Raw genomic sequence first — 15,401 nt, 5'->3', positions numbered from 1 at the left:
TTTTACCAGAATTTCCACCAAGGCTTTTTGTTAATTTCTATAATTTTCTTGGAGACATCAACATCTATTCTTTTTGGAGATTCGGTTTTAATTTTAGAATCGTCAAAAAATAATTTTCCGCTTTCGTCCATTCCGAGAGGAGATTTTGTTCTTTCTTTCCATTCTTCGGTTTGTAATTCTGAAACTAAAGATAAATCTATTTTTTCGCGAAAGCGTTTTTGAGCTTTTTCTATAATTTCTTCCTCTAAGTTTGAAGATGAATTTTTGAAAAGCGAAATTGAATTGTCTGGAATATTCAAAAGAAAAATTTGAGTTTTATCTCCAATCTTCTGAATGTCTAATACTTTAAAATAAGCAATTGAATCTAATAGAAAATGACCAATTTTTGATGAGTCAGGATTGAATTTTGATAAATCTTTTGCGTGAGCACTTGCGATTAAATATCTAAGGTTGCTCGAAAGTCCTCCGCCAATCGAACTCATATCAGTAAAACCTTTTTCCTGAATAATCTGTCCGACTTTATAATTTAAAATTAGATTTTCAGGAAGATTTGCGTCTCTGTAAAATAATTTTAAACCAGAAAAAGTTTCATGATACATGGCTTTAAGACGTTCATTTTTCATGACTTTAAATCAAAAAGATTATAAAAACGAATTGTTTACAGATTTCCAATGCTATCCAATTCTCTTTTTAAAGGCTCCATCTGTTTCATGAAACGAGTTCTGTCGTTTCCTGTCAAAGATTCTCCAGTTGGAAGATTCAGTCTAAGAGCATCTACTTGTACTCCATTTTTCCAAAAACGGTAACAAACGTGAGGACCAGAAGCTAGACCTGTACTTCCTACCAAACCAATTGTCTGACCTTGAGTAACGCGCTGTCCGCGGCGAACCAAGATTTTAGACATATGTAAATATTGGGTAGAGTAGGTTCCGTTGTGTTTTACTTTTACAAAGTTTCCATTTCCTGCAGTATATCCTGTAGCTTCAACAACTCCAGATGCGGTTGTAGAAATTGGTGTTCCTGTTGGAGCTGCGTAGTCTGTTCCTTTATGCGCTTTCCAAGTATGTTGAACGGGATGATATCTGTTCATGGTGAATCTTGAAGTGATTCGGCTGAATTTAATTGGAGTTTTTAGAAAAAAGTTTTTAAGTGTTTTTCCTTCATCATCATAATATTCAACTTTACCAGAAGTGGTGTCTCTTGCAAAAGGGAAGGCGTAAATGATTTTACCTTTATATTCAAAAAATGCAGCCTCAAGATCTTCAACACCATCATACGTTTTTCCGTTGATAAATCTTTCAGTGAAAATTAATCCGTAACGATCTCCTTTTTTAAGTTTAAAAAAGTCAATAGACCAAGAAAATACTTTTGTGATTCTGCTGGCCAAAGCTGTTTCAACACTTTCGTTTCCTAAAGTTTCTGATAATGAACTTTTAAGAACGCCACCAATCATTTTTCTTTTTAGAGAAACAGGTTTTACTTTTTTATATGCTTTTGCAACGCTATCTCTTAAATCAATAACATAATAACTTAAGGCGTCTGGCTGATAAACAAAAACTTGAAGATTATTCGTTTTGTTTTTAGAACGAAGTAAAGTAAAGGGTTTGCCATAACGAATGCTTCTGACATTGAACGAATCTTTTACCTGTTCTACAATATCATGTACTTTTTTATCTCCAATATTTTGACTTTGGAGTATGGAGCCAAAAGAATCTCCTTTTGAAATAGTATCATTAACAACATTAAAGTCTGCGTAATTAAAACCGAATTCTATTTTTTTGGTTGCTGCTGGTTTAGTAATTTTTGTTTCTACTTTTTCTTCTGCTTTTTTACATGAAAAAATAGAAAACAAGACAATTAAAATTACGACTGCTTTTTTCAAACTTTTAATATTTTTTTGTGGTGAAATTAAACTTCGGTTTCATTTCCCCAATTGGACAATTCTTCTTCGGTCCACAATTTAGGAAAAAAGATGCGTCTTTGGTATTTTGGGTGCATATATTTTTGCCAATCACTTCCTCCAGTAGCTTCTCCGTTACCTTTTCCGCTTTCTAAAATGTATTTTCTAGCCGTATTAAGGTGCTGCATTACCCAAGTAATGTTTACCGTTTTGTCGTAATGGCGCATTGCTGCAATTAGTTCTGTATTTTGTTGGTCTTCAATAGGTAATTGGATGAATTTTTGCCAAAGGTTTTTGGTTTTAAAGGAAGCCATTTGTCTTAAAAACTGCTCTTTGTACTTTTTCTCAAACTCATTTAGCAAATATGATTTTTCGCCAGTATGATAATCTTTTCCGGCAGCTTGCCAATAAAGATGTTCGAAGCTAGTTTCTAAATCGGTATTTTCGTCAAAGTTTGCTTTGTATCTGCGGTCTGTCAAATTGATCACATCAGTCGAAGCAAATTCGATCATTCTATATTGAGCGCTCTGGAATCCGCTGGCAGGAGTAAGCGTATTTCTAAATTTCATGTATTGATCTACTTCCATACCATTTTCCATAATACTGAAAGAGTTGGTAAGCATGTCAAAATATCTTGTGATTCTTGATAGTCTTTCGCTAAAAAAATCAACTTGAATGTTTTCTGTTTCGGCAATCTGATCAATTTCCCACAGAATCATTTTAAAAATCAATTCGTTTACCTGATGGTACATGATAAATACCATTTCGTCAGGAAGTGTGGTGCGTTGAATTTGCAGATTTAAAAGGGCATCGGTCTGAATATAATCCCAATATGTGATAGGTTTAGCCCAAAGCAATCCTTCTAATTGAACATCAGTTTTTTGATTTATGGCTTGAAATTTAAGATCAATTTCTTTTAAAAGTGCTTCAGAATTATCTGTAGGGTTCATTATTTTTTTACTTTAAGTGGACTTTGTAATCCTTTATAATCATCAAGATCTGCCTTAAGCGATCCGACGGCCAAATCTGCTTTAATTCTTATAGGAACTTTGTTTACATCGTCTGTTATCCAGAGTGTTAAGCTCTCTTTTTCTTTAAATACTCTACCTGTCTGTACCAATGGCTTAAAGACCATCGTAGAAACGGTTCCAAATTTAGTCGTAATATCTTGACGGCCTACAAATTTTAACTTAAATTTTGTGATTTCTTCATCAAAAAACATATCGATTGTAATGGCTTCGCCAGATTTAAGTTTATCGATATTGGGATGGTTTCTCAAAAAGTAAAATGCAGACACAATATCTTGTACATCTTCTGATACTAGAATCGTTTTTTCTGATTTTCTTTTATAGTCTTTTACTAAAACTCTATTTTCTGCTTGATTGAAAAAACCTTCTTGATTTTTGGTGTAGCCGCCTTCGTCAATTTTTCTAACATAACGATAGGGTTTTCCTGTTTCTTTGTCGAAATAACTTTCGTATAAATCTTCTACTTTAAAGAAAAATTTAGACATTCCAGTTGTGTAGCCTTTTCCAATAGAGTGATATACCTTTTTGTTGTTTATCGTGGCATCTTTAACTTCAAGAGTAGCATAGCCCGCATTTACAATTCCGTAATGTATTCTAAATTTGAAATATTCTCCAGTATCGAAGGCATCTTCTTTTTGAGGCGCAAATGAGAGTATTGTTAGTGCTAATATAGTGAGGAAGAGCTTTTTCATAGTACATTCTTTACATTTTATTATAAAGATAGACAAATGCAAATTCTATTCCAAATGTACCAAAACAAAAAAACTCAGTCAAAAATGACTGAGTTTTTATGCTATTAACTAACCAAAAAACTATAAATTATGAAATTTATATCAATTCGGAAGGAAACCACCCCTTCCTGATTTGCGGTGCAAAGATAGATAGAAAGTTCAAAAATAAAATAGCAAAAGTCAAGTTTAACATAACATTTGCAAAAAAAGCATCGTTTTTTGGCGAATTATGTGATTTTGTGCATCAAAATTAACATTTTATAGCGTTCCTCTCAATTCTTGCTCTCTTTCGATAGACTCAAAAAGGGCTTTAAAGTTACCTGCACCAAACCCTTTTGCACCCATTCTTTGAATAATTTCGAAGAAAAGCGTCGGTCTGTCTTGAACTGGCTTTGTAAAAATTTGTAAAAGGTAACCATCTTCGTCGGCATCGACCATGATTGCTAATTTTTCGATTTCGTTCAAATCCTCTTTCATCATGTCCATATGAACACCCAATCTTTCAGGAATTGCTTCGTAATATGCGTGTGGAGGAGCCGATAAAAATTCAACACCACGTGCTCTAAGTTGTGAAACCGTTTTAATAATATCGTCTGTGGCAATGGCGATATGCTGAATTCCAGGTCCGCCATAAAAATCTAAATATTCTTCAATCTGCGATTTTTTCTTTCCTTCTGCCGGTTCGTTGATTGGAAATTTAATTCTTCCGTTTCCATTAGACATTACTTTACTCATCAAAGCAGAATACTCTGTAGTGATTTGTTTGTCATCAAAAGATAGGAAATTCACGAATCCCATTACTTCTTCGTAGAATTTTACCCAAGTATTCATTTCGTTCCAACCCACGTTTCCAACCATGTGGTCGATGTATTTTAATCCAGTTGATTCTGGGTTAAAGTCAGATTTCCATTCTTTATAACCTGGCAAGAAAACCCCATTATAATTTTTTCTTTCTACAAAAATGTGAACCGTTTCTCCGTAAGTATAAATTCCAGAACGAACTACTTGTCCAAATTCATCTTCTTCAACCGTTGGTTCCATAAAAGAACGGGCACCACGCTTCATGGTTTCTTCGTACGATTTTGTAGCGTCTTCAACCCAAAGAGCAGCCACTTTTACACCATCACCATGTTTTTTCAAATGTTCGTTTATTGGAGAATCTGCTGTTAAAGGCGTAGTCAAAACAATTCTAATTTTATCTTGTTTCAAAACATAAGACGCTCTGTCTTTTACTCCAGTTTCTAATCCAGCGTAAGCTAATGACTGATACCCGAATGCAGATTTATAATAATGTGCAGCTTGTTTGGCATTTCCCACATAAAATTCTACATAATCTGTTCCTAATAATGGAAGGAAATCTTGCGCTCCTTCAAATATTTTCTCTAATCCGTATTCTACTGATTTTACTTCTTTTGACATGATGTTTATTTGTTTAATCGGTTAATCGTTTAATTGATTTTTCCGAAATGTTGTGTTTAAAATTTGTTTTTTTACCGCAAAGGCGCTAAGTAAATCGCAAGGTTCGCAAAGTTTTTTATAGCGATCTTTGCGTAAAATCCTTGCGAACTTTGCGGTTAGATCGAAAGTGAAATTTATTCAACCCAAGATTTATAGTACTGTCCATCATCAAGCCCCATAGCTTCTTCAGTAACCATTAATGGACGGAAAGTATCCACCATTACGGCCAATTCCTGAGTTTCTTTATGACCAATACTTCGTTCCATTGCGCCTGGCGCTGGTCCATGCGGAATTCCTTTTGGGTGTAAAGTAATATGACCTTGCTCAATATTGTTACGACTCATAAAATCGCCATCTACATAATATAGAACTTCGTCAGAATCAATATTGCTGTGATTGTATGGCGCCGGAATGGCTTTCGGATGATAATCGTAAAGTCTTGGGCAGAATGAGCAAACGACAAAAGTTGCCGTTTCAAAAGTTTGGTGTACTGGAGGCGGTTGGTGTACACGTCCAGTTATAGGTTCGAAGTTATGAATTGAAAATCCGTATGGGAAATTGTAGCCGTCCCAGCCTACAACGTCAAACGGATGTGTGGCATAAACCACTTCATGAATCATTCCTTCCTTTTTGATTTTAATTAAAAAATCGCCTTTTTCGTCATGAGTTTCCAATTCGCTAGGCAAAATAAAATCACGCTCACAAAATGGAGAATGTTCTAAATGCTGTCCAGATTGGTTTTTATAACGTTTTGGAGTGTAAAAAGGAGAATAAGATTCTACATAAAATAATCGGTTGTCTTCTGTTTCGAAATCGATCTGATAAATAATACCGCGTGGAATAATTAAATAGTCACCATATTCAAACGGAATATTTCCTAACATGGTTCTTAATTTTCCTTTTCCTCTATGTATGAAGAGCATTTCGTCGGCATCGGCATTTTTATAAAAATAATTACGAAGCGATTCTTTAGGCGCAGCCAAACCAATAATACAGTCTTTATTGACAAGCATTGCTTTTCGGCTGTCCAGAAAATCATTTTCGGGTTTTAATTCAAAACCCTTAAAAAGAAGCGATTTTATATTTTTTCCGATTGCAATTTTAGGGTCAACCGAATAAGAGTTTAAAATTTCTTTAACCTGAGTTGGTCTGTGTACGTGATAAGATAGCGACGAATGTCCATGAAAACCTTCGGTTCCGAACAATTGTTCATAATAAAAACCTCCGTTTGGTTTTTCAAATTGGGTGTGTCGCTTTTGCGGAAATTCTCCGAGTTTGTGATATAATGGCATGGCTTTTCAATTAGATAATTAGTAAATTAGATAATTCGAAAATTTGAATTGCAGAGTGAATAATCAGTTCAATTTTTCCAATTGACTAACTATCTCAATTCGATAGAAGCATTATTCTGGATTTCTCTTAATAAGAAATTGAAGATACTCTAATAAACCTGTCCAATTTGTTTTCATTATAACAAATGTCGTAATTTTTTCGGAGTAAAAATAAAAATTATATTATTTATAACTATAAAATAACTTAGTTTTTTTGATTTAATTTTTATGATGTAAAAAAATACACTGTTTTTATTGAAGTATTCTCGGTTATAATACTAAAATTGAAACCCGATACTAAACCATGTAAAGCTTTTTGACATTTCTGGAGACCAAGATTGTTTTACTTCGATAGGTCCAATGATGGTTTCTAAACCATAACCAATTGCGTATCCTGTATATTTTGGCATAGAGACCCAATCGACAGAAGAAAAAATATCATCTCCTAAGTTGGCAAAATTAGCAGATAAATTAATGTGATTTTTTTTGAAGATTTCGTAATCAATATTAATATCAGTTTTAATATAACTGTTGCCGGCAATGCTTAGAAAATCGTATCCGTAGAAATAATTGAAATTGTTTATTTTGTTGTAGCCATAACCACCAAATATAAAATCAAAGAACGGAACACTGTCGCTGCCAATATTAAAACCAGCATCGGCTCCAAATTTTATAGTTGCTTTTCTAAATAGCGGTCTAACAACTGATATTTCGGCTTTCGCAATCGAGAAAGGTTTAAATTGCTTTGTATAATCTGATGATGCCATATAGGTTTGCAGATCTGTAGAAAAATATAATCCAGAACTTGGGTAATATTTTTCGTCTAGCGAATCGTATTTTAAATAAGCAAAGGCACTAAAATAATTGCTTTTTTCAATTATGTTATCTTCGTTGGTAAGTGTCGGGGAGTTAATTTTTAGATACTTATATTCTAATCCACCACCCATTAAAAATTTCTGGACAAAAATAGTCTGAAAATAAGCCTGATTGGTTATATCCATGAAGTCAACATTAATAAGGTTGAAATTTGGATTCTCTTTAAGAACACCACTCAAACTAGTTGTTACATTTCTATTAAATTGATTTAGTCTCGAACGGAAGCCAAAACTGATGTTAAAACCATTTTCGACATAATAGTTAAAATCATATCTGAAATTATCACCCAAAATTATATCCAAAGAAGTAACATCGTTTTTTAAAAAAGTCTTTTTATGAGTTAGGTTTAATAAAACCGCACTTTTGTAAAGGCCATCATAATGAAGACCAAGTTTTAGATACGTTTGTGTTGGATTTTCTCTTAAAACCAAATCCAAATCGTCCTTATCGCCATCTGGCTGAAGGCAATAGGAGATAGTGCTAAAGTTTTGTGTTGCATTTAAGTTGTTTATCCCAGCTTTAAGTCCATCATAAGTTATGGTGCTTCCTGGTTTAAAACGAAGTTTACCGCGAATATATTCTTTGGTGTAATTATCTAATTTATCAGTATTTATGTCTTGAATATGAAGTGTGTCTGTTTCAACTTTTAATTTTGGCTTTTTGTAAAAGTGGTTTTCATCGCTCAAAGTTTTGATTTTTTCATAAACTGCAAAAGCGGCTTCTTCTCCTTTTCTAATGATTTCTTCTCCTCGGTCAAATGAAATAACTCCAAAATCGCGAATATCAGGTCTGATGTAAACATCTGTGTCCTTTATCTTGCTTTTCATTTTTTCGATGGATTGCAGATTGGTAATCTGAACCAAGATTCGTGTGGCATTTTTTAGGTTTTTTCTTTTCAGCAAATCGTCTTGAACATCTACACCAATAATAATATCTGCGCCGAGATTGCGAACTTCTTGTATGGGATAATTATTGACAACGCCACCATCAACCAACAAATTTCCGTCAATTTCAACTGGTGTAAATAGGGAAGGAAAAGCCGAACTCGCCATCATGGCTTGAACCAGATTTCCTTTGTTGAGCAAAACTTCTTCGCCCGTTTCAATATTAGTTCCAATACATAAAAAAGGAGTTGGCAGTTTGTTGAAATCGCGAACGTGACGTACATTTCTTGTTAAACTGCTTAATAAATTATAATTGTACATTCCTTTTGAAAGTGCTTCTGGAATGCCGACTCTGAAATTACTGAAAGGCAAGACAATCGCATATAACTCGTCATTCTTCTTGCCATAAAAATTCTTAGAAGAACGCGGAATATAATCGTTTATTAATTCGTCGAAGTTGGTTCGTTTGAAAATAGAATCGATTTGAGAAGCATTGTAGCCAGAAGCATAAAGTCCGCCAATTACAGAGCCCATACTGGTTCCGCCAATGTAGTCGATTTTGATTCCAGCTTCTTCCAAAACTTTCAAAACTCCAATATGTGCAAAACCTTTGGCGCCGCCGCCACTTAAAACTAATCCTATTTTGGGTCTTTTGACACTATCTTTTTTTGTTTCCTGCGAAAATGATTTGGACGAAAACAAAAAAGTCAGCAATAAAACAAATGAGAATGCGCACGAAGAAGCTCCTTTGAAACAAATTTTTGAAATGTACAGTTGGAATGAACGCATAAAAACTTTAATTGGTTTTGTAAAAGTCGACAATTTTTTTGGCTTTAGAAACACCTATAACGTCTGAAATTTCTTTTTCTGTAGCCAATTTTAATCTTTTAACACTTTTAAAATGCTGAATCAAAGCAAGCATGGTTTTTTCGCCAATTCCAGGAATGCTTTCAACAGAAGAATTAAGTGCCGATTTGCTTCGTTTGTCTCTGTGAAATGTGATTCCAAATCGGTGCGCTTCGTTTCTTAAATGCTGAATGACTTTTAAGGTTTCCGATTTTTTATCCAAGTAAAGTGGAATCGAATCTCCAGGATAGAAAAGCTCTTCCAAACGTTTTGCGATTCCGATAATGGCAATTTTACCGCGTAAACCTAATTCATCAATACTTTTTAAAGCCGATGATAATTGTCCTTTTCCACCGTCAATGATTATTAGCTGAGGCAAAGGCTGATTTTCGTCTAATAATCTTTTGTAACGGCGATAAACAATTTCGGTCATCGAAGCAAAATCGTCGGGGCCTTCAACAGTTTTAACGTTAAAATGGCGATAATCTTTTTTGCTTGGTTTTCCGTCTTTAAAAACCACGCAAGCCGCAACAGGATTTGTTCCCTGAATGTTCGAGTTATCAAAACATTCTATATGTCTTGGTTCAACAGGAAGACGTAAATCTTTCTGCATCTGCGCCATAATTCTGTTCACATGACGATCTGGATCTACAATCTGTAATTGCTTTAATTGTTCGATTCGATAAAATTTAGCATTTCGAATTGACAAATCTAAAATCTGTTTTTTATCTCCAAGCTGAGGAACAGTTATTTTAATGTTTTCGCCCAAATCCATTTCAAAAGGAACAATGATTTCTTTTGATAATAGCTGAAAACGCTCGCGAAGTTCTATAATCGCCAATTCTAATAATTCTTCATCACTTTCATCCAGCTTTTTCTTCATTTCTAAAGTGTGCGAACGAATAATTGAACCATGAGAAATCTGAAGGAAGTTGACATAAGCCGCACTTTCGTCAGAAATAATAGAGAAAACATCAATATTGGTAATTTTCGGATTGATAATGGTAGACCTAGATTGATAATTCTCTAAAACTTCAATCTTTTCTTTGATTTTTTGCGCTTCTTCAAATTGTAAATTCTGCGCATAAGTATTCATTACTTTCTTGAAATCCTTTAAACTTTCTTTGAAGTTTCCTTTCAAGATTTCGCGAATCGCATTAACCTGTCTTTGGTATTCTTCCAATGGCTCCAAACCTTCGCAAGGGCCTTTGCAATTGCCAATATGATATTCTAGACAAACTTTAAATTTTCCTGAATTAATATTAGATGCGCTCAAGTCATAATTGCAAGTTCGCAGCGGATATAATTCTTTTATTAAATCTAAAATAGTATGTACTGTTTTGAAACTGGTGTAGGGACCAAAATATTCAGAGCCGTCCTTGATCATGTTTCGAGTTGAAAATATTCTCGAAAAAGGTTCTTTTTTAATACAAATCCACGGATACGTTTTGTCATCACGCAAAAGTACATTGTATCGCGGCTGTAGGGTTTTAATTAAATTATTTTCTAATAAAAGCGCATCGGTTTCTGTTGGAACTACGATGTGTTTTATCGTAACGATTTTTTTTACCAGTACATTTGTCTTGGCAGTATCGTGAATTTTATTGAAATAAGAAGAAACCCTTTTTTTTAAATTTTTAGCTTTGCCGACATACAAGATTTTCCCGTCTTTATCATAATATTGATAGACGCCAGGATTGTCTGGTAAAGTTAAAATTTGAAGATCTAAGGCTGGTTTTTGCATTCTTTTTTATGTGTGAAGATACTCGAAAAGCTTTTTTCAAAAACCATTCCGATTTCCAAATGAAGCTTAACATTGAATTAGTTTCAAATTTACAAAATCAAAAGAATAATTTCTATATTTAGATTTTATAATTCTACATGAAAAATAGTACTCCATTGGTTATTTTTGGCGAATCGATTTTGCCGGGAGAACACAGAACGATAAACGTCGAAATTGCTCGGCTTCATACTACAACAAAACTAAATATTCCTGTTATTGTTCGTCGTTCCAAGAACGAAGGTCCGACTGTTTTATTTTCTGCCGGAATACACGGAGACGAAATTAACGGTGTTGAAATTGTTCGTCAGATTATCAGTAAAAAAATCAACAGACCTGCACGCGGTACTATAATCTGCATTCCGGTGATTAATATGTATGGTTTTGTGAATAAATCTCGCGAGTTTCCAGATGGGCGCGACTTGAATCGTGTTTTTCCAGGAAGTAAAAAAGGTTCGCTTGCCAGCCGATTTGCCTATCATATTGTCGAAGAAATTTTGCCAATTTTAGATTATGCAGTCGATTTTCATGCGGGCGGAGCAAGCCGATTTAACGCACCGCAAATTAGAATCACAGAAAACAATCCTGAACTTAAAGTTTTGTCCGATATTTTTAATGCGCCATTTACACTTTATTCTAAAAATATAAATGGTTCTTTTAGAAAAACCTCTGAAAGTGCCAATGTAAAAATGCTTCTTTTTGAAGGTGGAAAATCTTTAGATATCAATAATGAAATTGCAAATCAAGGTGTTTTGGGAACAAAACGTTTGCTCCATTATTTAGGAATGTTAGATTCTAAACAAATTATGGAACCCGCCTTAACACCTTCAATTTATATTAAACAATCGGTTTGGCTTCGAGCAAAATGTTCGGGTTTGCTTCATGATTTTAACTTGATCGGAAAATTTGTAACCAAAGGCACTATCTTGGCTATTATTACAGATCCGTTTGGGAAGTTTGAACAAAAAATCAAAGCGCCGCACGATGGTTATGTAATTAATGCCAATCATTCGCCAATTGTTTATGAAGGCGATGCTATTTATCATTTATCTAAAACTCCAGACAATGCCGACGAGTAAAAAAGAACTCCGAATAGAATATAAAAATTTCCGTAAAGCACTTTCTTTTGATGAAGTAGAAGAGAAGAGTTTGGCAATTGCAAACCAATTAATCCAAATGCCGATTTGGGATAAAATTTATTATCATGTATTTCTTCCAATTGAAGAGCATAAAGAAGTTAATACGGAATTTGTTCTGCATTTGCTTTCTGGAAAAGACAAAGAAATCCTGATTTCTAAAAGTGATTTCGAAACCAGAAAAATGACTCATTTTCTTTTAACGGATAATACTAAAATCAAAAAGAACGAATACAACATTCCTGAACCTGTAGATGGAATTGAAGTTCCGTCTTCTAAAGTTGAAGTAGTTTTTGTACCACTTTTAGCTTTTGATGTTTTTGGAAATAGAATTGGTTACGGAAAAGGTTTTTATGATAAATTTCTTGCCGAATGCAAACCCGAAACCATCAAAATTGGACTTTCTTTTTTTGAAGCCATAAATCAGATTGATGATGTTTTTGAGTCGGATATCAAGTTGGATTATTGCGTAACGCCAGAAAAGATTTATCAGTTTTAATTTAATTGCAAAAAAATACACATTTAATTTTTTATACCCCATTTTATTGTAGAGACGCACCGCAGTGCGTCTAACACAATGTTTACTGATTAATTGGATGCAAAAAAATAATGCCACAGATTAGAGGATTCAAAAAGATTAATCCATTTAATCATTTTAATCTGTGGCAAAAAAACACACATTTAATTTTTTACACCCATTTTATTGTAGAGACGCACCGCAGTGCGTCTAACACAATGTTTGCCGATTAATTGGATGCAAAAAAATAATGCCACAGATTAGAGGATTCAAAAAGATTAATCTATTTAATCATTTTAATCTGTGGCAAAAAAATATTCGCATTTCACAAAAAAAATTTCTACACCAAATCCCTTTAAAATCAAGGTTTCTCAATTTATTTTCACGTAAGAAAAGGATTTTTAAATTTTTTGGCACGATTTTGCTTACTCGAAAAAATGCAAATAATCGCCTCTAGTACATCCGGAATGCTAGTCCTTATTTGAAGCCTATAACCTTTTATTAATTTTTAAAAATTTACTTTATGAGAAATCTTAATTTCTTTATGATGGCATTCCTTGTACTTACTATTTTCAGCTGTAAGAAAGCGTATGCACCAGACCAAAGTTACGAGACAGTTGATTCTGCTGCAGCTGTAACAGATGCAATTCCAGAGGAAATGTACATTGAACCAAATACAGAAAGCTACGCAGGATTGGAAGAAAATCCTTTTGAATCTCCCCTAAAAGAACCGCTTTCTACTTTTTCTATTGATGTTGATAATGCATCCTATACCAATATCCGCCGATTTATAAACGAAGGGCAAAAAGTACCTAAAGATGCCGTTCGTGTGGAAGAGATGATTAACTTCTTTAAATACAAATATCCACAGCCAGAGGGTCAGCATCCGTTTTCTATTAATACAGAATACAGTGATTGTCCTTGGAATAAAAACAGCCGATTACTAAAGATTGGTTTGCAAGGAAAAGATATTCCTATGGCAAATCTGCCAGCTACTAATTTGGTTTTTTTGGTTGATGTTTCGGGTTCGATGGATGAACAGAATAAATTGCCTTTGCTAAAAGAATCGATGAAAGTTTTGGTAAAAGAACTGAGAAGCATTGATAAAGTTTCGATTGTAGTTTATGCAGGATCTGCTGGAGTAGTTTTAGAACCTACTTCTGGAGATAATAAAGACGAAATTATGGATGCTTTTGATGATTTACATGCAGGTGGAAGCACGGCAGGAGGAGAAGGAATCGAATTAGCCTACAAATTGGCACAGCAGAATTTTATTAAAGAAGGAAATAATAGAGTGGTGATAGCTACTGACGGTGATTTGAATGTTGGCGCTTCTTCTGATGATGATATGCTGAAATTGATCGAACAAAAAAGAGAATCTGGAGTTTTCTTAACCGTTCTTGGATTTGGAATGGGAAATTACAAAGACAGTAAAATGGAAATTCTTGCCGATAAAGGAAATGGAAATTATGCTTACATTGATAACATTCAAGAAGCAAATCGTTTTCTTGGAAAAGAATTTAAAGGATCAATGTTTGCTATCGCGAAAGATGTAAAAATCCAAATCGAATTTAATCCGAATCACGTTCAAGCGTATCGATTGATTGGTTATGAAAACAGAAAATTAAATGCAGAAGATTTTAAAAATGATAAAATTGATGCAGGAGAATTAGGTAGCGGACACTCGGTTACGGCTTTGTATGAGATTGTTCCGATTGGCGTAGAAAGTGATTATGTCCCTTCAGATTTAAAATATACTAAAACGCAGAAAGTAGCTGAAAATCATAGTGATGAATTGGCTACAGTAAAATTTAGATATAAAAAACCTGATGGCAATAAAAGCATTGAAATCGTAAATGTAATTGCAGATCAAAAAACGAACTTAGAAAACAGCTCTCCAGATTTCAAATTCACAACCGCTGTTTCTTGGTTTGGACTAAAATTGCGTGACTCAAAATACATAGCAAACAGTTCAAGTTCTGATATCAAAAGATTGGCAAAATCGGGTTTGTCAAACGACGAAGAAGGTTATCGATCTGAGTTTGTAAGATTGGTTGATGCGGTGAACTAATTTAAATTCCAAATAATGTAAAAATCCCAAATTCCAAAGCAGTTATTGGAATTTGGGATTTCTATATTTAATATTTTAAAACTTTATTTTACCTCTTTGACAGTTGAAGAATCTATCCAACCTTGCGTTCCGTCTGTTAATTCGATTTTTTTCCAGCCTGCAATACTTTCCAAAACATACACTTTCGCTCCTTCATGCAATAAAATAATTCCAGTCGAAGATTTTTTAGGTTCATGTCTAACTTGGCTTAATTCAGAAAAAACAATGGCTACACGATCGTTTTCAAAATGATTTTTTTCAGACATTCCCGCTGAGATGCTTAAAGCAAAAGCCACCAAAACGATAAACATTCCGACAAAATAAATTCTTTTTGCAAGTGTAGCGTTCGAAAAATAATATCCAATAAAACTCAATAAAAACACAAAACCAAGCGCAACAGAAATTTTAGCCCAAGTATTATAATCAAAAATAGAAGTAAAGTTCTGAATCAGTTTGGCAAAACCTACTTTTGGAACTTCTTTGATTTCATCAATCGTTAGTTTTTTGGCAAATTTTAAGTTGTTTAACGTCTCAGGATCGTTTGGTTTAAGAACCAAAGCCTTTTCATAATTGTAAATCGAAGGTGCAACCTGATTTAGTTTGTAATAACAATTTCCAAGATTAAAATACACTTCGGCAGAATGTAATTTATCTTCTTTTATGATGTTTTCATAAACCTGCGCCGCTTCTTTATATTGTCCTTTTTGGTACAATGCATTGGCCGATTCAAAGCGACCTTGCGCAAAGAAAACCTGCGAGATGAATAAAAAGAGATATAGTATGTTTTTCATTTTCTATTGTAAT

The 15,401-nt window shown here is 33.8% G+C and carries 12 protein-coding genes; 3 read left to right on the top strand and 9 right to left on the bottom strand.

The features are described from left to right. Positions 1-2 precede the first annotated feature (2 nt). The 8 genes from ACFO3N_RS13335 to uvrC form a co-directional block, all read right to left on the bottom strand. The gene (locus tag ACFO3N_RS13335) at positions 3-623 is read right to left on the bottom strand and encodes a hypothetical protein (RefSeq protein WP_379798439.1); all 621 of its coding nucleotides are present in this window, start codon (positions 621-623) and stop codon (positions 3-5) included. Positions 624-658: 35 nt separating this feature from the next. Continuing rightward, positions 659-1,882 carry a M23 family metallopeptidase gene (locus ACFO3N_RS13330; RefSeq protein ID WP_379798437.1) on the bottom strand — a complete coding sequence of 408 codons (1,224 nt, stop codon included), beginning with the start codon at positions 1,880-1,882 and terminating at the stop codon, positions 659-661. A 26-nt stretch (positions 1,883-1,908) separates the two neighbouring features. Beyond that, complete coding sequence (locus tag ACFO3N_RS13325; RefSeq protein WP_095928425.1) at positions 1,909-2,850, bottom strand: tryptophan 2,3-dioxygenase family protein; 942 nt, start codon at positions 2,848-2,850, stop codon at positions 1,909-1,911. Beyond that, entirely contained in the window at positions 2,850-3,620 is a 771-nt protein-coding gene (locus tag ACFO3N_RS13320) for a DUF3108 domain-containing protein (RefSeq protein WP_379798435.1), read from the bottom strand. The genes ACFO3N_RS13325 and ACFO3N_RS13320 overlap by 1 nt, the downstream gene beginning before the upstream one ends. A gap of 297 nt (positions 3,621-3,917) precedes the next feature. Beyond that, entirely contained in the window at positions 3,918-5,078 is a 1,161-nt protein-coding gene (gene hppD, locus ACFO3N_RS13315; RefSeq protein WP_198855313.1) for a 4-hydroxyphenylpyruvate dioxygenase, read from the bottom strand. 173 nt (positions 5,079-5,251) lie between these two features. Beyond that, positions 5,252-6,409: a homogentisate 1,2-dioxygenase gene (locus ACFO3N_RS13310; RefSeq protein ID WP_379798433.1), complete on the bottom strand. Its 1,158-nt coding sequence runs from the start codon at positions 6,407-6,409 to the stop codon at positions 5,252-5,254. A gap of 317 nt (positions 6,410-6,726) precedes the next feature. Further along, positions 6,727-8,997, bottom strand: a complete 2,271-nt coding sequence (locus ACFO3N_RS13305) for a patatin-like phospholipase family protein (RefSeq protein ID WP_379798431.1) — start codon at positions 8,995-8,997, stop codon at positions 6,727-6,729. 7 nt (positions 8,998-9,004) lie between these two features. After that, entirely contained in the window at positions 9,005-10,798 is a 1,794-nt protein-coding gene (gene uvrC, locus ACFO3N_RS13300; RefSeq protein WP_379798429.1) for an excinuclease ABC subunit UvrC, read from the bottom strand. A gap of 137 nt (positions 10,799-10,935) precedes the next feature. Here uvrC and ACFO3N_RS13295 point away from each other — a divergent pair, with 137 nt between their 5' ends. The 3 genes from ACFO3N_RS13295 to ACFO3N_RS13285 all read left to right on the top strand — a co-directional run bounded on the left by ACFO3N_RS13295 (position 10,936) and on the right by ACFO3N_RS13285 (position 14,558). Further along, positions 10,936-11,913: a succinylglutamate desuccinylase/aspartoacylase family protein gene (locus ACFO3N_RS13295; RefSeq protein WP_379798427.1), complete on the top strand. Its 978-nt coding sequence runs from the start codon at positions 10,936-10,938 to the stop codon at positions 11,911-11,913. Next, positions 11,900-12,469 carry a 5-formyltetrahydrofolate cyclo-ligase gene (locus ACFO3N_RS13290; protein ID WP_379798425.1) on the top strand — a complete coding sequence of 190 codons (570 nt, stop codon included), beginning with the start codon at positions 11,900-11,902 and terminating at the stop codon, positions 12,467-12,469. The genes ACFO3N_RS13295 and ACFO3N_RS13290 overlap by 14 nt, the downstream gene beginning before the upstream one ends. A gap of 541 nt (positions 12,470-13,010) precedes the next feature. Then, positions 13,011-14,558 carry a vWA domain-containing protein gene (locus tag ACFO3N_RS13285; RefSeq protein WP_379798423.1) on the top strand — a complete coding sequence of 516 codons (1,548 nt, stop codon included), beginning with the start codon at positions 13,011-13,013 and terminating at the stop codon, positions 14,556-14,558. An 83-nt stretch (positions 14,559-14,641) separates the two neighbouring features. Here the strand turns inward: ACFO3N_RS13285 and ACFO3N_RS13280 are convergent, their stop codons facing one another. Next, positions 14,642-15,388: a tetratricopeptide repeat protein gene (locus ACFO3N_RS13280; RefSeq protein WP_379798421.1), complete on the bottom strand. Its 747-nt coding sequence runs from the start codon at positions 15,386-15,388 to the stop codon at positions 14,642-14,644. Positions 15,389-15,401: the final 13 nt, after the last annotated feature.

Origin of the sequence: Flavobacterium chungangensis (assembly GCF_042654045.1) — a bacterium.
Classification (GTDB): Bacteria; Bacteroidota; Bacteroidia; order Flavobacteriales; family Flavobacteriaceae; genus Flavobacterium; species Flavobacterium chungangensis.
The sequence above is the reverse complement of the archived record's forward strand: the minus strand, read 5'-3'. Positions and strand labels throughout refer to the sequence as shown.